This is a genomic window from Pseudooceanicola nanhaiensis DSM 18065 (assembly GCF_000688295.1).
GTDB lineage: Bacteria > Pseudomonadota > Alphaproteobacteria > Rhodobacterales > Rhodobacteraceae > Pseudooceanicola > Pseudooceanicola nanhaiensis.
The window spans coordinates 1-21,278 of the sequence record NZ_JHZF01000013.1; the positions used below are offsets into that span (position 1 = coordinate 1).

The following is a 21,278-nucleotide window of genomic DNA, read 5'->3' on the forward strand; positions in this document are numbered from 1 at the left end:
CGTTCGAACCTCTGCACATCTGCTCCGACCCGAGGGCCGGAACCATTTCTGTTTGTTGTGCTTCAGGTTACCGAAGTAACGCAAAGCCGTCCAAACAGTGAAGCTGACACTCCATCATCGGATCATGATGTCCACGAAGGACGACCCTAGGAGCGTAGATATGTGCAGTTGTTTGTTCATCGAAATGAACCAAACCGCCCACATATCTCTTCAGATACTCGCGATTTCAAAGAGCGTAGAGACAAAATCAAACTGGATGCGCCGTAACTTCCTGGCGCGCCCCGCCCAACCTTACCTCTGTTTTTCCCGTCAGGCCCTTCGAAGCGTCCGCTCCGTCGTTCCGTCTGGCGTTCCGTTGTGCGCCTCAGCGCCGCCGGTGAAGGGGTATTTACGGATGGGGCCGGATGTCCGCAAGCGCTTTTTGCCGGGGACCGTCATCTTTTTTTCAAAAACCTGGAACCTCGTTCAAAATCAGTAAGTTACACAGAGATTTCTTTCGGATGGTCAGGATTTTCAGGGCACCCTGGTACTCTCGTTTCCGTGAGCTGCTCCCAGATTTTGGGTTATCCACGGGGTTATCCCCAAGTGGGGGTGAATCCGCCCCTGCGTCACCCGATTCATCACCCCGACTCGTGGGTGAATCGCCCCCGACTCGCGAATGACCCGGGGCGGGCCCGACTCGAAAGGGCGGCCCATCGGGCCGCCCTTTCCACTCATTCCGCCGGAGCCGTCCTCTTTCGCCGCGGCAGCCGGATACGCAGCGCGAGCAGGAGGAAGATCACGCCGAGGTAGATCAGCGGCTCGATCTGGAAGCCCTTCACGAGGAGGAAGAAGTGCAGCCCCCCGAGGGGGACGATCACGTAGACCAGCTTGTGCAGCTGGCGCCAGCGCGGCCCGAGCTTGCGGATCGACCAGTTGTTCGAGGTCAGCGCCAGCGGGACCAGCAGCACGAAGGCGGCCATGCCGACGGTGATGTAGGGCCTTTTGTAGATGTCGGCGATGATCTGGCTGACGATCTGCACGTCCAGCACAAGCCAGATGAGCAGGTGCAGGAAGATGTAGAAGAAGGCCGTCAGCCCGATGGCGCGGCGATACTTGATCAGCCTGACGCCCGCGAAACGCTGGAGCGGCGTCACGCAGAGCCCCGCGATCAGCAGCCAGAGCCCCCAGAGGCCCATCTGGTGCTCCATCTCCTTCACCGGATCGACCCCGAGCCCGCCGGTGAAGCCCTGGAAGAGCAGCCAGAGCGGCGGCAGCGCGCCCAGGATATAGAGCGGCCACGCGGGAACCTTGCGGGTCGCCCTGTTGATGCGGTCTGCGATCATGGCTCAGAAGTTCTTCTGGAGGTCCATGCCGTCGTAGAGGCTGGCCACCTCCTCGCCGTAGCCGTTGAACATCTCGGTCTCGCGCCGCGACCCGAAGAGGCCCGCGCCGATGACCCGCTCGGTCGCCTGGCTCCAGCGGGGGTGGTCGACGGTGGGGTTCACGTTGGAATAGAAGCCGTACTCGCGCGGGTTGGCATCGTTCCACGAGGTGAAGGGCTCCGTGTCCTGCAGCGTGATGCGGACGATGCTCTTGATCCCCTTGAAGCCGTATTTCCACGGCACCACCAGCCGCAGCGGCGCGCCGTTCTGGTTCGGCAGGTCCTTCCCGTAGAGCCCGGTGGCAATGAGGGTCAGGGGATGCATCGCCTCGTCGAGGCGCAGGCCCTCGCGATACGGCCAGTTCAGCACCTGATAGCGCAGGCCCGGCATCTCTTCGGGCCGGGTCGCCGTCTCGAAGGCCACGTATTTCGCGCCGGACTGGACGCCCACGCGACCCAGCAGCGAGGCGAGGGTGAAGCCGTTCCAGGGGATCACCATGGACCAGGCCTCGACGCAGCGCAGGCGGTAGATGCGCTCCTCGATCTGCGCCTTGGCCAGGATGTCCTCGAACTGGTAGTCGCCCGGCCTGTCGACCATCCCGTCGATCTTCACCGTCCAGGGGCTGGTGGTCAGCATGTGCGCGTTCTCGGCCGGATCGCGCTTGCCGGTGCCGAACTCGTAGTAGTTGTTGTAGTTGGTGATGTCCTCGAAGCTGTTCGGCTCGAGCCCCTCGGGCGCCGCGAAGGCGGGCCCGGCGAGGCCCAGCCCGGCGCCCGCCGCGGCCGAGGCGATCAGCTGGCGACGGTTCAGGTAGTGCCTTTCGTCGGTCACGTCGCGGTCGCGGAATTTCGGCGTGGTCAGGCGGTGCATGGCGGTCCCTCCGGTGTCTGTCTCACTCTTCACTACGGGCGACAGCGGGGAAACGTTTCAAAAAAGGCCGGCGCTCACGGGATCGTAACCTCGGGGAAGGTGGACCGGGCACGACGCACCCCGGATCGCACCCCGGCTCTCGCGCGCCGCTACTGCGGCCGGCCCTCTTCGCCCATCGTCGGATCCCAGCTCGGCCGGATCTGGCGCAGGGGCACCGACTCGCCGTTGGCCTGCATCACCCGGACATGGCGCCGCCGCATCAGCCGGGGTTCGGCAACGCCGACCGAATGGGCGATCATCTCGACCTCCTTCACGATGGATTTCGCGTAATTCGCCACGCTGAGATACTTCTCCTCCACGACCAGCCCGCGTTGCAGGTGTGGCTGGTGCGTCGTCACCCCCGTCGGGCAGGTGTTCCGGTTGCACTTCAGCGCCTGGATGCAGCCGAGCGAGAACATGAAGCCCCGGGCGGTGGTCACGAAATCGGCCCCCGCGCAGATCGCCCATGCGACATCCGAGGGGTTCACGAGCTTGCCGCTCGCCACCACCCGGATGCGCTCCTTCAGCCCGTAGCGGTCGCGCATGTCGACCAGGCGCAGCAGCGCCTCGCGCAGGGGCATGCCCACCAGGTCCATCAGCGGCATCGGGGCGGCGCCCGTGCCGCCTTCGCCCCCGTCGACGGTGATGAAGTCGGGCGCGCTCTCCTCCCCGCGCTCGAGGATCAGGCGGAACAGCTCCTCGTAGGATTCGGACGAGCCGACCACCGTCTTGAAGCCCACGGGCTTGCCGGTGATCGCGCGGATATGCGCGATCTTGTCGAGAAGCGCCGCGTAATCGCCGATGTCGACGTGGCGGTTCGGAGAGATCGAATCCTGACCCGGATGAATGCCGCGGATCTCGGCGATCTCTTCGGTCACCTTCTCTCCGGGCAGGATGCCGCCCTTGCCGGGCTTGGCGCCCTGCGCGAGCTTCAGTTCGATCATCTTCACCTGCGGATGCGCCGCCACCGCCTTCAGACGGGACTCGTCGAGCCGCCCCTCGAGGTCGCGCACCCCGTATTTCGCCGTGCCGATCTGGAAGACGATGTCGCAGCCACCCTCGAGGTGGTAGGGGCTCAGCCCCCCTTCCCCGGTGTTCATCCAGATGCCCGCCTTCTGCGCGCCCTTCGACAGCGCCCGTACCGCCGGGCGCGAGATGGCGCCATACGACATGCCCGAGATGTTGAAGAAGGAGGGCGCATCGTAGGGCTCGCGGCAATGCGGGCCGATGCGCAGGGGCTGGGTCGCGGCGAACTGGTCGTCGATCGGCGGGAAGGCGGCGTTCACGAAGATCGCCGTGCCGGGGATCGACAGGTTCCGGGTCGAGCCGAAGGCCATCGTGTTCCCCTCGCCCCGGCCCGCACGGTAGACCCAGTCGCGCTGCGCCCGGTTGAACGGCATCTCCTCGCGGTCCATCGCGAAGAAATACTGCCGGAAGAATTCGCCCAGCGTGCTGAACCAGCCGCGGAACCGGCCGATCAGGGGATAGTTCCGCCGGATCGCGTCCGCGGTCTGCATCCGGTCGGCGACCCAGAGAACCGCCGCCGCTGCCGCAACGAGGCCGATCACGATGACGAAGAGGATGACGAGCCACTCCAGCGCGCTCGCCGCGAAACTGACCTTGTCCATGTCGGTGCCTTTCGTTGCCTGCCGGCCCAGACTGCGCAGAAGCCGACGCCGCGGCAAGGGGCCGTCGGGTAAAACCGCGCTGGAGAGATCGTGACCCGGCCCTATCTTGGCAATCGACCGGGAGGATGAGACCTTCTCCCAAAGACATCACCGAAAGGAACGCCCCATGATCCGCCTGCCTGTCGCCGCCGCCCTCTGTGCCGCGATCGCCGCCCCCGCCCTCGCGCAGAGCAAGATCGAGAACGAGCAGATGGTGGTCTACGAAGGCCAATGGGTGCAGTCCAAGCTGCCCGAACAGGCCGGCGCGCTGATGTTCCTGACCCTGCCGCGCGGCCAGGCCGGGGAGTATTTCACCATCTCCTGCAAGCGCGCCGGCGGCGCCGCCGACCGGACGGTGAAGCTGGGCTACCCGAAGCCGCTGCCGCAATCGCCGATGACCCTGACGCTCACCGTCGACGGCAAGCCGGTGCAGGCGACCGCAAGCTTCACCGGCAAGACCCGCGACGACGCCTATACGCAGTCCGACATCCACAGCTATGAGCTCGACTTCGGCGGGAACGCGCAGGAGGAGGCCTTCTTTCAGGCGCTGTCCGCGGGCGGCCAGCTGAACATCGCCGGCCAGTCGATCCCGGTCAGCCTGAAGGGTGTGACTGCCGCGCTGAACGGCCAGGGCGCCTATTGCTCGTAAGCCTCAGGCCCGCTCATCCTTGGGAGAGCCCATCACCACGTAGCTGGTGATGGCGCTCACCTGCGGCAGCGTGCCCAGAACATCCGTGTGGAAACGCTTGTAATCGGCGAGGCCCCCGGCCTCGATCCTGAGAAGGTATTCCCGGTTGCCGGTGATGTTGTGGCACTCGCGCACCTCGGGCGCGGTCGCGACCGCCTTCTCGAATGCCTCCTGCGCGGCCTTGGTGTGCTCGTTCAGGCCGACGGTCACATAGGCGATGAACCCCACCCCCCGCGCCGCGGGGTCGAGCACCGCGCGATAGCCCGCGATCACCCCCTCCCGCTCGAGCGCCGTCACACGCCTCAGGCAGGCCGATGCAGACAGCCCCACGCGGTCTGCGAGCTCGAGATTGCTGATCCGCCCCTCCGCGGTGAGGATCTGCAATATCCTGTCGTTGATGCGGTCTCGTTTCGTCATTTGTTGCGGATGATGCCAGTCGGCACATCATTACGCAATTCCATGCACGACCCTGCCGCATAAACATGCGCCATGACGCATGATCTCCTCCTTGCTCTCGTGGCCTTCGCCTTCGTCTCCTCGATCACGCCGGGGCCGAACAACCTGATGCTGATGGCCTCGGGCGCGAATTTCGGCTTCCGGCGCACGGTGCCGCACATGCTGGGGATCGGAATCGGTTTCACCGTCATGGTGATCCTCGTCGGCGCCGGGCTGATCGGCATCTTCGATGCCGTCCCCGTCACCCACCAGGTGCTCAAGGTCGTCTCGATCCTCTACCTGCTCTGGCTGGCGTGGAAGATCGCCCATGCCGCGCCTCCCGCCGACCGGTCCGAGACGGCGGGCCGCCCGATGACCTTCCTCCAGGCGGCCGCCTTCCAGTGGGTCAATCCCAAGGCCTGGACCATGGCTCTCACGGCCATCGCGGTCTATGCGCCGGACCGCTCTCTCTGGGCGATCCTTCTGGTCGGGCTGACCTTCGGGCTGGTCAACCTGCCCTCGGTCAGCACGTGGGCCGTGCTCGGCCAGCAGCTCCGCCGGTTCCTGACCTCTCCCGCGCGGCTCAGGGTGTTCAACTGGACCATGGCCGCGTTGCTCGTGGCGTCGCTCCTGCCGGTGGTCTATCACTGAGCGCATGACGCTCACGCTGCTGCATACCTCGCCGGTTCATCTGCTGACCTTCGCGAAGCTCCGCGACCGGATCGCCCCCAGGGCGATCATCCGGCAGGAGGTGCGCGAGCCGTGGCTGGCCGAGGCGCGGGAGAGAGGGCTCACCCCCGAGCTTGCCGCCCGGCTCGCCGCTTTCGTGCGCGCGGCGAACGGCCCGGTGATCTGCACCTGCACCACGCTCGGCCCAGCGGCCGAGGCGGCCGGCGCGATCCGGGTGGACCGCCCGATGATGGCCGAGGCCGGCCGCATCGGCGGAAGGATCGTGATGGCCTATGCGCTGGAAAGCACCGCCCGCGCCTCGCTCGACCTGCTCGCCGAGCACCTCCGGCCGGGCAGTTCGATCCGGCCCTTCGAGATGTGCGAACACTGGCCGCTGTTCGAGGCGGGAGACATCGCCGGCTTCCACGCCGCCCTCGCCCGCGGGGTGCAGGAGGAGGTCCGCACCCACGGCGGCGATTGCGTCGTGCTGGCGCAGGTCTCGATGGCCGGGGCGGCGAAGGGGCTGCGGAAACTGGGCGTGCCTGTGCTGACCTCGCCCGAACTCGCGCTGCGCGCGGGCCTGGCCGCCGCACGCTGATCCGCGCGGCGGCCGGGCCCGCGATGCAGGCCGGGCCCGAGCCCGGCCGCCGATCCTCACATCTTGCCGATCGACCAGAAGAAGGTCTCGCCCGAGCTGTCGTCGACGCCGTCGTTGTCGGTCGAGACGAACATCTCGCCCGCGGCGTCCACCGCCAGCCCCTCGACCTTGTCGACGACGTAACCGCCCCAGGCCTTCAGGTCGGGTATCAGGTCGCGCACCTCTTCCTTCGACACGACCGGCAGCGCGCCACCGAGCGGCGCCGCCTTCATTTCGGACAGCGGGATCCGGTAGACCTTCTTCACCTTCGCCGCCGCGCCGATCTGGTTGTCGCGCTCGACCACGTAGACCCAGTCGCCATGCGCCACGATCTCGCTCAGCCCGGTCCAGCCGGTGTCCGCGGCGGCCTTCCGGTAATGCACCGCGCCCCATTCCCCGGTTGCGGGGGTATAGGCCACGAGCTTGACGTGATCCGCCGGATCATCCTTCCATTCCCGCTGCACCGCCATCCAGAGCGTGTCGCCCACCATGGTGACGCCCTCGAAACCGAAGCGTTTCTCCTGCGCGAGCAGTTCGGCGGGCAGGGCCACCTCTTCCACGATCTCGCCCGAGGCATCCACGTGGTAGAGCGCATGCGGCACCAGCTTGTCGGTGTTGCCCTCCGAGGCGATCCAGAAGCCGCCCGCGCCGTCGAGGGTGATCCCTTCCATGTCCAGTTTCTGCGCCGGCATGCCCGCGCGGGTCACTGGCAGCGCACCCAGGATCCGCGCCGGCCGGGCCGAGGCGTCGATGGTGAAGATCGTCGGCTGGTAGCCGTAGAAGCTGTCGTTGACCGCGTAGAGCAGCCCGGGCCGCGTCGCGTCGCCCACCATGCCGGAGAGCGCGCCCCAGCCGATCAGCTGTCCGCTGCCCGCAGAGGTGAGCGTCGGGTAGGAGGCCGTCCCCTCCGCGTAGCGGAACAGCATCACATGCGCCCGCACGCCGCCGTCCGCCACCAGGTCCGTCTCGTTGGCCGAGACGAGCAGCCCGCGGTCCGGCAGCGCCACGTAGCCCTCCGGCCCGATGCCCGAGGGCAGGATCTGCTTCAGCACCGGGACTGCGGGATCGGTCACGTCGTAGACGCCGACCGCGCTGCCGCGCTCCGATCCGACGAAGACCATGGGCGTGCCGTCGAACACCGCCGTCTCGATGCTCTCCGGCTCGACGCCCTTGGCGTCCGACCGCTTGTCCGGGTAATGCCCGATCTCGATCAGTGCGCGCTCGAAATCGGTGCCGCTGTCGTAGACCACGGTTCCGTCCTTCGCGAAGATCGTCCAGCCGCGCGACCCGCCGTCCATGTCGCCCTCGTTCGCCGTGGCGAAATGCGTGTCGTCGATCCACTTCACGGCGTCGGGCTCGCGCTTCCGGCCCAGCTGGCTTTCGGTGAAGATCAGCGCGCCGCGCTCGTCGGTCGCGTCGATCCCCTCGAGCTCGACCGCCCCGGCCGGGAAATGCGACAGCACCGCGCCGTCGCGCGAGACGACGACCATGTGGTTGTTCTCCTGCAGGCTCACCACGATTTCGCCGAGCGCGTTGATGTCGACGAATTCCGGCTCCGGATCCTCGGGGGCGATCTCGGCCAGGCCGGTGAGATCGACCTTCACCAGGCTCTCGCAATCGGCGAGCCCGTCCGCAACGCTCAGCAGGGCAAGGAAACCCGCGGGCATCTGGCCGAGGCGACCGTCGCCTGCATCCTCGTCCCGCTCGTTCTCGATCGCGACGGCGACGAAGCTGCCGTCCTTGGCGACGGCGACGGAATCGGGCTGCCCGCCGAGATCGCAGGCGGCCTCCTCCTGCCGGGTGCCGAGGTCCAGCACCACCAGTCGCCCCGAGGGATTGGCGTGGCTCTCGGAGGTGTTCACGCCGATGAAGGCCGTCGCGCCGATGACGGCGACCGAGGTCGGCTCCCCGCCCATGTCCACGGTGCCGAGCGGTTCCGGCCCCGCGGGATCGGTGATGTCGACCAGGCCGACCGCGCCAAGCGGGCTGTCGGTGTAGACCAGCGTCATGCCGTCCTTCGTCGCGGCGATGATTTCGGCGCTGGTCTCGCGCGCGCGGTCCTCGCCCTCGGCCATGTTGTCGGGGGTCGCGAAGCTGGCGATGCGGTTGAAGGTCATCTCGGCCTGCGCCGTCCCGGCGATCAGGGCCAGAAGCGAGGCGGCCAGCGGCAGATGCGCTTTCATGTGGTGTTCCCGTTGCGATATGTCCCGCGCGGGGGATGCGCCCGGAATGTATCGGCCACGTATAGCTTTGGTGACAGCACCGTGACGCCGGGGGCGCAGCCGAAGAAAAACCCCGGCTCTGGAGAACCGGGGCAAGGCAGCCTTGGCAGGCACGGGGAAGATGATGAAAGGGGCCGTTACCAGTCGTTCGGGCCCTTGTCGGAGAACGCCTTGACGAGGAAGTCGATGAAGGCGCGCACCTTGGGCTGGGTGAACCGGCCCGGCGGATAGACGGCGTAGATGCCCTGAAGCTCTATCGGCAGGTCGGGGATCGCGTCCTCGACCAGGCCCTTGTCCATCGCATCGGCGTAGAGGAAGCTGGGCAGGTAGGCGATGCCGAGCCCGGCGATGGCCGCGTTCAGCAGCGATTGCCCGTCGTTGACCGAGAGCCAGCCCGCGGTGCGCACCTGCCGCTTCTCGCCCGAGGGGGCGGTGATCTTCCAGACGTTGCCCGAGGCCTGGCTGGAGTAATGCAGGAGCTTGTGGTCGTTCAGGTCGTCGATCTTGCCCGGCCGCCCGTAACGTTCGAAATAGCCGGGGCTCGCGATCATCCGCTTGGTGGTCTCGGTCAGCTTGCGGGCCCGGAGGGTGGAATCCTCCAGCTCGCCGATCCGGATGGCCATGTCGAAGCCTTCCGAGATGAGCTCCACGTAGCGGTTGTTCAGCACCATGTTCACGGTGATGTCGGGGAATTCGGCAAGGAATTCGCCCAGCACGGGAGAGAGATGATTCACCCCGAAATCCGTCGCGACCGAGATGCGCAGCAGGCCCGAGGGCGCCGATTGCATCGAGGTCACAAGCGCGTCGGCCTCTCCGGCATCGTTCAGCACCCGGCGGGCGCGGTCGTAATAGGCAAGCCCGATCTCGGTCGGGCTGACCCGGCGGGTCGTGCGGTTGAGAAGTCGGGCACCGAGGCGCGCCTCAAGCGAGGAGACGTGCTTGGAAACGGCGGATTTGGAAATCCCCATCTTCTTGGCCGCATCCGTGAAGCCACCCTGGTCCACGACTGTGGCAAAGGCCTCCATTTCGGTCAGACGGTCCATGATCGTGTCACCTGTGTCACTGCTCGTTGAGGAGGAGGTATCGTTTCCAAATCGGGCAGGAACGCGGCAGGGCGCCGACAATATCGGGGTAATGTCTGGGATTGGTGAAGGCAGGGAAACGGGAGAGCGGCGCCCGAGCGTGGCAGATCCCCGCGGTTCCGCAAGGGGTTGCGCCGTCCGGAGGACGTCGCGGCGGAGGTCGTGCGGACCGGGCATCGAGCCCGGTCCGCACGAGGCCTCCGGCGGGAGTATTTCCGGAAAGATGAAGCCCGGGGTTCACCCCGTCTCGCTGCAATGCCGGCGGAAGGCGCGTTTCAGCAGGTCCAGCTCGGCCCGCAGGAGCGCGACCTCGGAGACCAGGGCCGCGTCGGCGAGCTCGCCGCCGATCACCGCGAACTGGCCCAGGATCGCACCATCCGCGGGACTGCGGATCACGAAACAGCGGATGCCATCGCCGATCGCCTCGGCCGGGACCGGCACGCGGAGCAGGCGGCCGCCCTCGGGCAGCGCCTCAAGCGTGACGCCCTGCACCGGCTCGGCGTCCAGCACGACCTCGAGCGGCCCCGCCCCGCCCGTGACGACGCCCTCCCAGATCCCGCCGGTGAACCGCGTCTTGGTGAGTGTCAGTTCGCGCATCGGCGTCTCCTAGAGGTCCGCCCGCAGGCGGCGGCTGAACGTCAGGTCGCGCAGCACGACCCGGTTCATCTCGGGGCGCTCGAAGATCAGGTCGAGCCACATCCGCTCCACCCGCTTCTCGTTCAGGTTGGAATAGCCGAGGTCGAATTCGACCATCCCGCCGTCTTCCCCGAGCGGCAGTTCGCGGACCAGCTGTTCGGTGTTGGGCCCGTGCTTGATGTTGAGCCGCGCGAAGATCTCGAGCGGCTTCTCCAGCTCGAGCACCGGTTCGAGGCGCACGAGGTGCCTGCGGCGCAGCCCGGCGATCGCCTCCGGCGGCAGGTCGATCACCAGCGACAGGAAGGATCCGTCGAAGCCGAAGACGTCCATGGCGAGGCCGAAGGGGGCGCGGTCGGCCCCGCGCGTGTTGCGCAGCTGGCGCAGGCTCAGTTCGCTCAGGCTGCAATCGTGGAACAATGTCACCTCGTCGCCCAGCCGGGACGGGGAGGGCACCGGCGCGATCCCCTCCTCGGGCAGCGGCCCGCGCCACGGCTCGGGCCGCCAGCACCAGTCGGCCCCCTGCGGCAGCTCCGCGCCCGCGCCTGTCCGCGGCAGGGCGAGGCGGGCGTCGGCCAGGTGGATCACGCGGTCGAGCTCTGCCCGCAGCGCGCGGGCCGCGCGGCGGGCCCCGCGCAGCCGGTCGAGCCCGGCCGTGGGCGCGCCCGCCGCCAGCGCGTGCCAGCGCCGCAGCTCGCGCCGCCACGCGATCCTGTCGAACACGGAGCCGTTCGTCTTGCCCATCTGTCCCGTCTGTCCCGCCTGTCCCGAGGGTCCGCCCAGTCTAGGCGGCGCTATTGCAAGAGACCACCCAGCACCGCATCGCGTTTCGCGGGGGCCGGCACCCGGGCCTCGGGGTCGGGCGCGGGCCGTGGACGCGCCGCGCGCAATGTCTGCGCCAGTTCCACCAGCAGGGCGCTGCCGCCGCGCTCGGCCGCCTGGCTGCCCGCCGGACTGTAGAGCGCCAGCAGCACGAGATGGCCGTTCAGCTCCATCGCGCCGCGCCAGTGCCGGGGATCGGCCCGCGGCACGGCCTTCTCGCCGCCGGTCGCGAGGTGGACGACGGAGACGCCCTTCACCCGCGTGGCGGCCAGAACCCGGGCCGGCGCGAAGGCCCCGGCCAGCTGCCGCGGATCGGGCACGCCGCTGGCCGGGTCGATCTCGGAGGCCGAGACGGTCATCACCACCGGCGCGACGGGACTGCCGTCCTTCCCGCCCGACATCACGAAGCACGAGGCGAGCAGGGCGAAACCGCCGTCGGCGCGGTTGCGCAGCGACCGGCCCTCGACGCAATAGCCTTCGGGTCCGCGCACGAGGATGTCGCCGCCGGCGATCGGCGCCTGCGGCAGAGGCTCGCCCACGGGGCGCGACACGGTCGAGATCACGCCGAAGAGGTCAGCCTCGCCACTGCCGTCCTGCGGCACCGCGAGGCAGCCGCCGAGCGCCATCAGAACCGCGCCGATCGCGGCGGCGCGTGTCACGAATGTCCGGGCCATGCGCCCTCCGATCTTTCCCTGTCCGGAGATCATGCATCCACAAGCCCCCGTGTCGCAAGCATTTGAGCCACAACGCGCAGGCTTGGCCCGGGGTCCCGCGGGATGCGATTGCCGCCGCCCGGGCGCGGGGATACGGTCCGGTCCATGCGCTATCCCGCCTACGAGTCCCTGATCGCCCCGGCCCGGGCCCGCCCGCAGCTCTGGCGGCTGGCGGCGGGGCTGGTGCTGACCGGCGCGGTCTACATGCTGCTCCTGCTCGGGCTGTTCTCGCTCGACCTCGGGAACGACATGTCGGTGATGGGCGGCGGGCTGGGGCGGACGCCGGCCTCGGCCCTGGCGCTGCTCGCCAGCTTCGCCTGCGTCTATCCGGGCCTCTGGCTGGCGCTGCGCTGGCTGCACCGGCGGCGCCTGCGCACGCTCTTCGGGCCGGGGCGCGACATGCTCCGCGACGGCGGGCGCGTGATGGTGGTGGCGCTGGCGCTCTACGGGATCAGCCTGTTCCTGCCGGGGCCCGACTCGGTCGCGCCCGAGCCGAACCTCGCGCCCGGCACCTGGCTCGGGTGGCTCGTCCCCGGTCTGCTCGCCCTCGCGGTGCAGATCACGGCCGAGGAGCTGGTGTTCCGCGGCTACGTGCAAAGCCAGCTGGCCGCGCGGTTCCGCTCGCCCCTGATCTGGCTGGTGCTGCCTGCGCTCGGCTTCGGCCTGCTGCACTACAACCCCGCCGATGCGGGCGACAACGCGCCGTGGCTGCTGCTGCCCGCGATCGCCTTCGGCCTGCTCGCCGCCGACCTGACCGCGCGCTGCGGCAACCTCGGCCCGGCACTGGCGCTGCATTTCCTGAACAACTTCGCCGCGCTGCTGCTGCTCGCGCCCGGAGAGGAGATGTCCGGCCTCGCGCTCTACCGCCTGCCGATCGAGATGTCGGACCCGGGGCTCGTGAGCCACCTGCCGGTCGAGATCGGGCTGCTCTTCATCCTCTGGCTGGCCGCCCGCGTGGCCCTGCGCCGATGACCCCCGCGGTCTATGCCCCGCATAGGGCCTTCGTCGCCCCGGCGCGCGGGTCGAACGACCTCGGCCGCCTCGTCATGGGCATCCTCGCGGTCGAGTTCCTGTTCGGCATCGGGCTGAGCCTCTTCTCGCACCTGATCGAATCCGCGGCTCCGGACCTCGCCCACAACGTGCTCTACGGGCTGACGCCGGCCGGGCTGTCGATCCAGCTGGCGACCTTCGGGCTCTTCGCCGGCAGCCTCGCGCTCGTCATGCGCCGCGCGCACGGCCGGCCGCTCGCCAGCGCGATCGGCCCCCTCGGACCGGCGGCGGCGAACCTGATCCTCGCCGCGGCGGCGGTCTCGGTGCTCTATCTCGCGCTCGAGATCCTGCCGCCGTGGTGGAGCGCCGCCACCCTGCAGGACGGGCCGGGCCTTGTCGCCTGGACCCTCGCCCTGCCCTTCGGGCTGGCCGCGATCCTCGTGCAGGTGTCGGCGGAGGAGCTCTTCTACCGCGGCTACATCCAGCAGCAGCTGGCCGCCCGGTTCGACAGCCCGCTGGTCTGGATGCTGGTGCCCAACCTGCTGTTCGCGGCGGCGCACTGGGACAACGGCGGCACCTCGGAGGAAAGCCTGCAATACGTGATCTGGGCGCTCTTCTTCGGGCTCGCGGCCTCGGACCTGACGGCGCGGACCGGCAACCTCGGGGCGGCCATCGGGCTGCATCTGGCGAACAACGCCTATGCCTTCCTCTTCTTCGGCGAGGTCGGGGCGCCCGATTCCGGGCTGGCGCTGCTGCTCTTCGCGCCCGAGCCGATGACCGAGATGGTTCAGGCCCCGGCCGCGCCGGCGGGCGTGCTGAACATCTACCTCCTGATCGACGTGACGATCGTCTGGCTGTCCTGGCTGGCGGCGCGGGTGGCCATCCGGCGCTGAGCCCGCGGCACGGCCCCGCGAACCCGCCCATGCCCCCGCCGTCGCCCCGCCGCGATTGCAATCCGGGCCGCCGCCGACTATCTCCATCCCCGACCGCAGCCCAAGGGATACCGGCCGCATGAACTGGATCACCAACTACGTCCGTCCGCGGATCAACTCGATCTTCTCGCGCCGAGAGGTGCCCGAGAACCTCTGGACGAAATGCGACGAGTGCGGAACCATGCTGTTCCACCGCGAACTGGCGGACAACCTCAACGTCTGCACCCATTGCGGGCATCACATGGCGATCACGCCGCGCGCGCGGTTCTCCGCGCTGTTCGACGGCGGCATCTTCACCGAGGTCAAGGTGCCCGAGCCGCTGGCCGACCCGCTGAAGTTCCGCGACCAGAAGCGCTATCCCGACCGGATGAAAGACGCGCAGAAGAAGACCGGCGAGCACGAGGCGATGCTGGTCGCCGAGGGCGAGATCGGGCGCACGCCCATCGTCGCCGCCGCGCAGGACTTCTCGTTCATGGGCGGCTCCATGGGGATGTACGTGGGCAACGCCTTCATCGCCGCCGCCGAACGCGCGGTGAAGAAGAAGGCCCCGCTGATCGTCTTCTCCGCCGCGGGCGGGGCGCGGATGCAGGAGGGGATCCTCTCGCTGATGCAGATGCCGCGGACCACCGTGGCGATCCAGATGCTGAAGGAAGCCGGCCTGCCCTATATCGTCGTGCTCACGCACCCGACGACGGGCGGGGTGACGGCCTCCTACGCGATGCTGGGCGACGTGCACATCGCCGAGCCGAATGCGCTGATCTGCTTCGCGGGTCCGCGGGTCATCGAACAGACCATCCGCGAGAAGCTGCCCGAAGGGTTCCAGCGGGCGGAATACCTGCTCGACCACGGGATGCTCGACCGGGTGACGCCCCGGACCGAGATGCGGGACGAGCTGATCCGGATCACCCGCATGCTGATGTCGCTGCCGCCCGAGGTGCGTGGCGACCTGCCCGCGCCCGAGACCGCGCCGCAGATCGAGGCCGCGCCCGAGACGGCGCCGGTGCCCGATCCGAACGCCCCCGCCCCCGCGAAGGACGCCAAGCCCGCGGCCAAGGCGGAGACCGGCAAGTCGTGACCGCGACCTCTGACGTCATCCTCGAGAGGATGATGGCGCTGCACCCGAAGATCATCGACCTCACCCTCGATCGGATGTGGCGGCTTCTGGACGCGCTCGGCAACCCGCAGGAGCACCTGCCGCCGGTGATCCACGTCGCCGGGACCAACGGCAAGGGCTCCACCCTCGCCATGATCCGCGCGGGGCTGGAGGCGGACGGCAAGCGCTGCCACGTCTACACCTCGCCGCATCTCGCCCGGTTCCACGAACGCATCCGGCTGGCCGGAGACCTGATCTCCGAGGCGTACCTCGCCGAGGTGCTCGACGAATGCTATGCCGCGAATGGCGGCGAGCCGATCACCTATTTCGAGATCACCACCTGCGCCGCCCTCCTGGCCTTCGCCCGCACGCCGGCCGATTACTGCCTGCTCGAGGTGGGCCTCGGCGGGCGGCTGGACGCGACCAACGTGGTCGACAAGCCCGCCCTGACGGTGATCACGCCCGTCTCCATCGACCACCAGCAATACCTCGGCGAGACGCTGGGCCAGATCGCCTTTGAAAAGGCCGGCATCCTCAAGCGCGAGGTGCCCTGCGTCGTCGGCCCGCAGGGCGACGCCGCGCTCGAGGCGATCGAGGCGCGGGCGGCCCGGCTGGCCGCGCCGCTGATCGCCCAGGGGCAGCACTGGCACGTCTGGGAAGAGCGCGGGCGGCTGATCTTCCAGGACGAGACCGGGCTGATCGACCTGCCGCCACCGAACCTGCCGGGCGCGCACCAGTTCGACAACGCGGGCAGCGCGCTTGCCGCCCTCCGCCATCTCGGCCTGCCCGAGGAGGCGCTGGAGGCGGCCGTCACCCGCGCCGAATGGCCCGCCCGGATGCAGCGCCTGACCCGTGGCCCGCTGGTGGACAGCGCCCCGGGGATCGAGCTCTGGCTGGACGGCGGGCACAACCCCGCGGCGGGCGAGGCGCTGGCGAGGCATCTCGCCACCCTGCCCGACCGGCCGACGCACCTGATCTGCGGCATGCTCAACACCAAGGACGTCGCGGGCTTCATGCGTCCGCTGGCGCCCCACGTGGCAAGCCTCACCGCCGTCTCGATCCCCGGAGAGGCCGCGACGCTCACCGCCGAGCAGACCTCGGGCATCGCCGCGGCCTGCGGCATCGCCGAGCGGCAGGCGGGGTCGGTGGCCGAAGCGCTGGCGCTGATCGCCGAGGAGACACCCCGCGCACGGGTGCTGATCTGCGGGTCACTCTACCTGGCCGGTCGCATCCTCCGCGAAAACGGCTGAGCGCGGCCGTCAGGTCGGCGATTTTCACGCGATTCGCCGAATCGGGATGAAAAATGCGGATTTTCGATCACGGCGAATCGCTTTCTGTTGACTGATTCGCCTCGATTCGGCATTGTGGTGTCAGCAGCACAGGCATCCGGTCACCACGGACACCAATTCTCAGTCAGACAGATCCGACTTCCCTCGTTGGAGCTAAAAACAGGTGGCAGGCAAGGAATTTGCGGGCACAACGAACATGGGGGCCGGTAAACGGCCCCCTTTTTTCATGCCCGGGCCGCGGCCCAATCCTCTGACATCATCTCGCGCAGACGGCTCGCCGTGCGCTCGAATTCGAAGACGCCCTCGCCCTCCACGTAGAGCGATTCGGGCCAGTCCGCAGCCGAACAGATCAGCCGCACCTTCGCCTCGTAGAGCGCGTCGATCAGGGTCACGAAGCGCTTCGCCTCGTTGAAGTTCGACCGGCCGAGGCAGGGGATGTTCTCGAGGATCAGCACCCGCGCCGCGTCGGCCAGCGCGAGGTAGTCCGCCGCGCCCAGCATCCGCCCGCAGAGATCGTGGAACCCGGCCCGCGCGACCCCGTTCCGGAACGCCGGTATCTCGACCTCGCGGCCCTTCACCTTGAGCGTCAGGGGGTCCGCGTCGCCGCCGGTCAGGTCCTGCCAGATCGCCTCGATCTGGGCCCGGGCCTCGGCGTTGGCGGGGGTGAAGTAGACCTCGCCGCCCGAAAGCCGGTCCTGCCGGTAATCCTTCTCGGACGCCAGCTCATGCACCACCAGCCGCTCCTTGATGAGCTCGATGAAGGGAATGAAGCGTTCGCGCTGGAGGCCGTGCTTGTAGAGGTCGTCGGGATGCCGGTTCGAGGTGGTCACGATCACCACGCCCGCGTCCATCAGACCCTCGAAGAGCCGGCCCACGATCATCGCGTCCGCGATGTCGGTCACCTGCATCTCGTCGAAGGCCAGCACCCGCACCTCCTCGGCCACCGCCTTGACGACCGGGGCCAGGGCATCGTCCACCTTGTCCTGCCGGGCGCGGTGCATGCCGTCGTGCACCTCCTGCATGAAGGCGTGGAAATGGACGCGGCGGACCGGCACGTCGAGGCTTTTCGCGAAGAGGTCCATCAGCATCGACTTGCCGCGCCCGACCCCGCCCCAGAGATACAGGCCCTTCGGCGCCTCGGGCGCCTTGCGCGAGAAGAAGCCGCGTTTCACGGGCTGGTGCAGCCCTTCGCGGATGCGGTCGAACTCGGGCAGGACCTCTTCCTGCGCCGGGTCGGGGTGGATCGTGCCCGCGTCGATGCCGCGGGCGTAAAGCTCTCTCATCGCTGACATGGACGCCGGGATAGCGCGGGGGCGGCGGGTTGGAAAGCGGATACGTCAGAAGGGCTGATGGATCGCATCACCAAGGCTGAATTGACGCCGGCCGGGAAGCTCATACAGTCGCCGCGCGAGCAGGAGTAGCACGATGGAAACCAAGGCCCCCCTCTTCACCCCGGTCCTGATCGTGGGCTGCATCATCATCGTCGTCAGCTTCTCGATCCGCGCCTCCTTCGGCGTGTTCCAGATCCCGATCGCGGCCGAATTCGGCTGGGCCCGGAGCGAGTTTTCCCTCGCCATCGCGCTGCAGAACCTGGCCTGGGGGATCGGCCAGCCGATCTTCGGCGCCGTGGCCGAGAAGATCGGCGACCGGGTGGCCATCGTCATCGGCGCGCTCTGCTATGCCGCGGGGCTGGTGCTCAGCTCGGTCGCGGTGACGCCGGAACAGCACCAGATGCTCGAGATACTCGTCGGCTTCGGCATCGCGGGCACGGGCTTCGGCGTGATCCTCGCCGTCGTGGGCCGCGCCTCGTCGGACGAAAACCGCTCGATGTCGCTGGCCGTCGCCACAGCCGCGGGATCGGCCGGCCAGATCTTCGGCGCGCCGCTGGCCGAGTGGCTGCTCTGGCAGATGCCCTGGCAGCAGGTCTTCGTGATCTTCGCGGCGATGATCCTCTGCACCCTGTTCCTGCTGCCCTTCATGCGGGCGCCCACGCCGCCGGCCACCCGGGCCGAGCTCGAGGAAAGCCTCGGCGGCATCCTCCTGCGGGCCGGGCGGGATCCGTCCTTCATCATGATCTTCCTCGGGTTCTTCTCCTGCGGCTACCAGCTGGCCTTCATCACGGCGCATTTCCCCGCCTTCGTGACCGAGCTCTGCGGCCCCATCGTCCCCGGCGGCTTCCTGCACAACATCGGGATCACGACCACCTCGGCGCTCGGCGCCATCGCGATCTCGGTGATCGGCGCGGCCAACGTGGCGGGCACGCTGCTGGCGGGCTGGCTGGGCCAGCGGCACACGAAGAAATATCTCCTCGCGGGGATCTACACGCTGCGGACCATCGTGGCGGGGACCTTCATCCTGATGCCGATCACGCCGGGATCGGTGATCCTCTTCTCCGTCCTGATGGGCAGCCTCTGGCTTGCCACCGTGCCGCTGACCTCGGGCCTGATCGCGCATATCTACGGGCTGCGCTACATGGGCACGCTCTACGGGATCGTCTTCCTCAGCCACCAGATCGGCGGGTTCTTCGGCGTCTGGCTGGGCGGCTGGATGTACGACCTCTACGGCAGCTACACCCTGGTCTGGTGGATCGGCGTGGGCGTCGGCGCCTTCTCGGCGATCATCCACCTGCCCATCCGCGAGACGCGGGCGCCGCTGCCGAACCCCGCCTCAGTCTGAGCCGCGCAGCGCCCGCGCGACCTCGCGCGGGTGCGTCAGCGGCAGCCAGTGGCTGGCGCCCTTCACCTGCACCTGCCGCGCGTCGCGGTTCCACGCGGTGAGCCGCCCCATGTGGGACAGCGGGATCAGGGCGTCCGCCGTGGCCCAGATCGCCAGAACCGGCAGCTTCGCTGCGGCGATCGCCCGGTGCTCGGTCTCGAGCGTCTCCGACAACATGCCCCGCAGCGACGACAGGACCGCCGGCACGAACCCCCGCGTGTCGAGCTCGGCCGCCTGCGCCGCCGCCACCTCGCGCGCCACGCCCTCGTTGCGGTGCAGCAGCTCCGCCGCACGCCGGTGGCGGCGCGGGAAGCGGAGCCGGAACAGCCAGTCGCCCAGCACGGGCCATCCGGCGCAGCGCCGCTCCAGCCGCTGCGGCACCTGCCCCATGCCCGCCGGCGCGATCAGGGCCAGACGGCGGAGCATCTGCGGATTGCGCGCGGCGTAGCAGGCAGCGATGGCCCCGCCCATCGAATAGCCGACCAGCGTGATGTCGCCCTTCAGCCCCTCGTGGCGGATGATCTCCTCGAGCTGCTCGAGAAAGAACTCCCGGTCCTGCGGGCCCGGCGGCCGGTCGGACCAGCCCCGCCCGTAGAGGTCGAAGGCCAGCACCCGCCAGCCATGGGCCACCATGTCCGCCGCCACCCCGTCCCAGACGAAGGAGGGCGTGGTCAGCCCGTGCACGCAGACCGCCACCGGCCCTTCCGTGCGGTCGCCATACCAGCGGTAATGCGTGCCGCCGCGCGACAGGCGGGCGAAATGGCCCGGGGCCGCGGTCCGGCGCGCGTCGCTCATCGGCGGCTTGCGCCATTCGACCGCGAAGGGCGCCGCGGCGAGGGCCGCGAGCCCGGCAAGGAGCGCCCAGCCGATCACCCCTGGCTCCAGCGCTCCAGCACGTGCCGCGCGGTCATCAGGTCGAGATGCGCCCCGCCGCCGTTCTTGAACAGCGTGATCTCCTCGTCGCTGCCGCGCTGGAAGGCGCTGAACTCGTAGTAATCCGCCTGCACGTCCGCGGCCTCGATCGCGCCCTCGGCGAGCGGGATCTTCAGCTCGCCGATATGGTCCAGGACCGTGTCCCGGCTGTCGACGAAGACCCGCGCCCGCTGCAGGGCCCGGTCGTCGGCCTCGCGCATGTCGGGCCGGAAGGCGCCGATCAGGTCGAGATGCGTGCCCGGCCGCAGCCACTCGCCGAGGATCAGCGGTTCGGTGGACATGGTCGCGCAGGTGACGATGTCGGCCTCGGCCACCGCCTCCTCCAGGTCGATCACCATGCGGGTGTCGGGGTATTCCGCCGCGAGCGCTGCGGCGGCGGCGTTGGTGCGGTTCCAGACCATGAACTCCGCCCCCGGGAAACCCGCGCCATAGGCCTCGCGCAATGACCGCGCCACGGTCCCCGCGCCGACGATCAGGATCCGCCGGCTGTCGGCCCGGGCCAGCCGGCGTGCGGCCATCAGGCTGTCGCCGGCGGTCTTCCACTTGGTCACGAGGTGGAAATCGACGATCGCCTCGAGCGTGCCGTCCGCGTCGGAATAGAGGTTCACGCCGCCGTTCACCACGGGCGTCTCGTGGCCGTCGTTGCCGGGAAAGATCGTCGCCGTCTTCACCGCGATGCCCATCCCGTCGATCCAGGCCGCGCGGCTCAACAGCGTGTCCCCGCCACGGTAGAGGAAGGTGTCGCCGATCTCGGCCCGGGGCCCGCGATGCCCCGCGGCGAGCGCCTCGGTCAGGGCGATCCAGTCCAGCCTGGCCTCGCCCGCCTCGAATGAGATCATCGGAACGCTCATGCCGCCTCCGCCGTCTCGAGCAGCCCGGCCTCGACCAGGCGCGCGGCCCAGCCTTCGGGCCCCTCAAAGAGATGGGTCTGCCAGCCGCGCGCCGCGGCCGCGGCGATGTTCTTCTCGCGGTCGTCGGTGAAGAGCAGCCGCTCGGGCGCGATGCCGCAATCGGCCTCCACCATCTCGTAGATCCGCACGTCGGGCTTGATGACGCCCATGTGGCCCGAGACATAGGCCCGGTCGAATTCGCTCAGGAAATCGTATTCCGTCCGCGCCAGCTCGAAACTGCCGATCCCGAAATTGGTCAGCGCGAAGACCGGCACGCCCCGGGCCTGCAGCGCCCGCATCAGCCGCACCGATTGCGGGATCACCGGCCGCGCCAGCTCCAGCCAGCGGTCGTGCCACATCCGCACCGCGTCGCCATGGGCCGGGTTGGCCGCCGCGGTGCCATAGATCGTCTCGCGGAAATCGTGGCCCAGGTCGACCCGGTCGTTCATCCCGTGAAGGTCGACCTCCGAGAACAGGCGCGTGCGCGCCGCCCGACCGATCTCCCGGTCGTAGAAGTTTTCGGGCTGCCACTCGATCAGCACGTTCCCGATATCGAAGATCACCGCCTCGACCTGCATCGCCTCTCCTTTTTCCG

The 21,278-nt window shown here is 68.8% G+C and carries 21 protein-coding genes; 8 read left to right on the forward strand and 13 right to left on the reverse strand.

The features are described from left to right. Positions 1-713 precede the first annotated feature (713 nt). The 3 genes from msrQ to Q344_RS0110170 all read right to left on the reverse strand — a co-directional run bounded on the left by msrQ (position 714) and on the right by Q344_RS0110170 (position 3,901). Positions 714-1,325 (reverse strand): protein-methionine-sulfoxide reductase heme-binding subunit MsrQ, encoded by a 612-nt coding sequence (gene msrQ / locus Q344_RS0110160; RefSeq protein WP_028286604.1) that lies wholly within the window; start codon positions 1,323-1,325, stop codon positions 714-716. A gap of 3 nt (positions 1,326-1,328) precedes the next feature. Further along, the gene (msrP, locus tag Q344_RS0110165; protein ID WP_028286605.1) at positions 1,329-2,234 is read right to left on the reverse strand and encodes a protein-methionine-sulfoxide reductase catalytic subunit MsrP; all 906 of its coding nucleotides are present in this window, start codon (positions 2,232-2,234) and stop codon (positions 1,329-1,331) included. A gap of 149 nt (positions 2,235-2,383) precedes the next feature. After that, complete coding sequence (locus Q344_RS0110170) at positions 2,384-3,901, reverse strand: FMN-binding glutamate synthase family protein (RefSeq protein WP_028286606.1); 1,518 nt, start codon at positions 3,899-3,901, stop codon at positions 2,384-2,386. A gap of 166 nt (positions 3,902-4,067) precedes the next feature. Between Q344_RS0110170 and Q344_RS0110175 the strand changes: the two genes are divergently transcribed. Continuing rightward, the gene (locus tag Q344_RS0110175) at positions 4,068-4,589 is read left to right on the forward strand and encodes a hypothetical protein (protein ID WP_028286607.1); all 522 of its coding nucleotides are present in this window, start codon (positions 4,068-4,070) and stop codon (positions 4,587-4,589) included. A gap of 3 nt (positions 4,590-4,592) precedes the next feature. Here the strand turns inward: Q344_RS0110175 and Q344_RS0110180 are convergent, their stop codons facing one another. Continuing rightward, the gene (locus Q344_RS0110180; RefSeq protein WP_028286608.1) at positions 4,593-5,045 is read right to left on the reverse strand and encodes an Lrp/AsnC family transcriptional regulator; all 453 of its coding nucleotides are present in this window, start codon (positions 5,043-5,045) and stop codon (positions 4,593-4,595) included. A 72-nt stretch (positions 5,046-5,117) separates the two neighbouring features. On the opposite strand from Q344_RS0110180, the gene Q344_RS0110185 reads away from it, so the two are divergent. Both Q344_RS0110185 and Q344_RS0110190 read left to right on the forward strand, forming a co-directional pair. Continuing rightward, the gene (locus tag Q344_RS0110185; protein WP_028286609.1) at positions 5,118-5,714 is read left to right on the forward strand and encodes a LysE family translocator; all 597 of its coding nucleotides are present in this window, start codon (positions 5,118-5,120) and stop codon (positions 5,712-5,714) included. 4 nt (positions 5,715-5,718) lie between these two features. Next, the gene (locus tag Q344_RS0110190) at positions 5,719-6,330 is read left to right on the forward strand and encodes a hypothetical protein (protein ID WP_028286610.1); all 612 of its coding nucleotides are present in this window, start codon (positions 5,719-5,721) and stop codon (positions 6,328-6,330) included. A 56-nt stretch (positions 6,331-6,386) separates the two neighbouring features. Here the strand turns inward: Q344_RS0110190 and Q344_RS0110195 are convergent, their stop codons facing one another. From Q344_RS0110195 to Q344_RS23665, 5 genes are all read right to left on the reverse strand, one after another. After that, on the reverse strand, positions 6,387-8,552 hold the full coding sequence (locus Q344_RS0110195) for an esterase-like activity of phytase family protein (protein ID WP_028286611.1): 2,166 nt from the start codon (positions 8,550-8,552) through the stop codon (positions 6,387-6,389). A 176-nt stretch (positions 8,553-8,728) separates the two neighbouring features. After that, on the reverse strand, positions 8,729-9,634 hold the full coding sequence (locus tag Q344_RS0110200) for a LysR family transcriptional regulator (protein WP_028286612.1): 906 nt from the start codon (positions 9,632-9,634) through the stop codon (positions 8,729-8,731). Between the two features lie 276 nt (positions 9,635-9,910). Further along, on the reverse strand, positions 9,911-10,270 hold the full coding sequence (locus tag Q344_RS0110205; protein ID WP_028286613.1) for a hypothetical protein: 360 nt from the start codon (positions 10,268-10,270) through the stop codon (positions 9,911-9,913). A gap of 9 nt (positions 10,271-10,279) precedes the next feature. After that, the gene (locus Q344_RS0110210) at positions 10,280-11,050 is read right to left on the reverse strand and encodes a DUF6478 family protein (RefSeq protein WP_028286614.1); all 771 of its coding nucleotides are present in this window, start codon (positions 11,048-11,050) and stop codon (positions 10,280-10,282) included. Between the two features lie 50 nt (positions 11,051-11,100). Beyond that, on the reverse strand, positions 11,101-11,802 hold the full coding sequence (locus Q344_RS23665; RefSeq protein ID WP_051630538.1) for a hypothetical protein: 702 nt from the start codon (positions 11,800-11,802) through the stop codon (positions 11,101-11,103). Between the two features lie 144 nt (positions 11,803-11,946). Between Q344_RS23665 and Q344_RS0110220 the strand changes: the two genes are divergently transcribed. From Q344_RS0110220 to Q344_RS0110235, 4 genes are all read left to right on the forward strand, one after another. Further along, on the forward strand, positions 11,947-12,813 hold the full coding sequence (locus Q344_RS0110220; RefSeq protein WP_028286615.1) for a CPBP family intramembrane glutamic endopeptidase: 867 nt from the start codon (positions 11,947-11,949) through the stop codon (positions 12,811-12,813). Further along, complete coding sequence (locus Q344_RS0110225; RefSeq protein ID WP_028286616.1) at positions 12,810-13,724, forward strand: CPBP family intramembrane glutamic endopeptidase; 915 nt, start codon at positions 12,810-12,812, stop codon at positions 13,722-13,724. The genes Q344_RS0110220 and Q344_RS0110225 overlap by 4 nt, the downstream gene beginning before the upstream one ends. A 118-nt stretch (positions 13,725-13,842) precedes the next feature. Then, positions 13,843-14,838, forward strand: coding sequence for an acetyl-CoA carboxylase, carboxyltransferase subunit beta (accD, locus tag Q344_RS0110230; protein ID WP_028286617.1), 996 nt, complete (start codon positions 13,843-13,845; stop codon positions 14,836-14,838). 29 nt (positions 14,839-14,867) lie between these two features. After that, a complete protein-coding gene (locus Q344_RS0110235; RefSeq protein WP_051630717.1) occupies positions 14,868-16,106 on the forward strand; it encodes a bifunctional folylpolyglutamate synthase/dihydrofolate synthase in 1,239 nt (412 codons plus the stop codon). A gap of 263 nt (positions 16,107-16,369) precedes the next feature. Here Q344_RS0110235 and zapE read toward each other — a convergent pair whose 3' ends face one another. Continuing rightward, positions 16,370-17,437: a cell division protein ZapE gene (gene zapE / locus Q344_RS0110240; RefSeq protein ID WP_036539074.1), complete on the reverse strand. Its 1,068-nt coding sequence runs from the start codon at positions 17,435-17,437 to the stop codon at positions 16,370-16,372. Between the two features lie 133 nt (positions 17,438-17,570). Here zapE and Q344_RS0110245 point away from each other — a divergent pair, with 133 nt between their 5' ends. Further along, positions 17,571-18,821, forward strand: coding sequence for an MFS transporter (locus Q344_RS0110245; RefSeq protein WP_028286620.1), 1,251 nt, complete (start codon positions 17,571-17,573; stop codon positions 18,819-18,821). On the opposite strand, the gene Q344_RS0110250 is transcribed toward Q344_RS0110245, so the two are convergent. Genes Q344_RS0110250 through Q344_RS0110260 form a run of 3 tightly spaced genes read right to left on the reverse strand, consistent with a single transcriptional unit; the run spans position 18,813 to position 21,261 of the window. Next, positions 18,813-19,733 carry an alpha/beta fold hydrolase gene (locus Q344_RS0110250; RefSeq protein ID WP_028286621.1) on the reverse strand — a complete coding sequence of 307 codons (921 nt, stop codon included), beginning with the start codon at positions 19,731-19,733 and terminating at the stop codon, positions 18,813-18,815. The two genes, Q344_RS0110245 and Q344_RS0110250, sit on opposite strands and share 9 nt — an antisense overlap. Next, complete coding sequence (locus Q344_RS0110255; protein WP_028286622.1) at positions 19,730-20,644, reverse strand: ornithine cyclodeaminase family protein; 915 nt, start codon at positions 20,642-20,644, stop codon at positions 19,730-19,732. The genes Q344_RS0110250 and Q344_RS0110255 overlap by 4 nt, the downstream gene beginning before the upstream one ends. Then, positions 20,641-21,261: an HAD family hydrolase gene (locus tag Q344_RS0110260; protein ID WP_028286623.1), complete on the reverse strand. Its 621-nt coding sequence runs from the start codon at positions 21,259-21,261 to the stop codon at positions 20,641-20,643. Before Q344_RS0110260 ends, Q344_RS0110255 begins: the two co-directional genes overlap by 4 nt. Positions 21,262-21,278 lie beyond the last annotated feature (17 nt).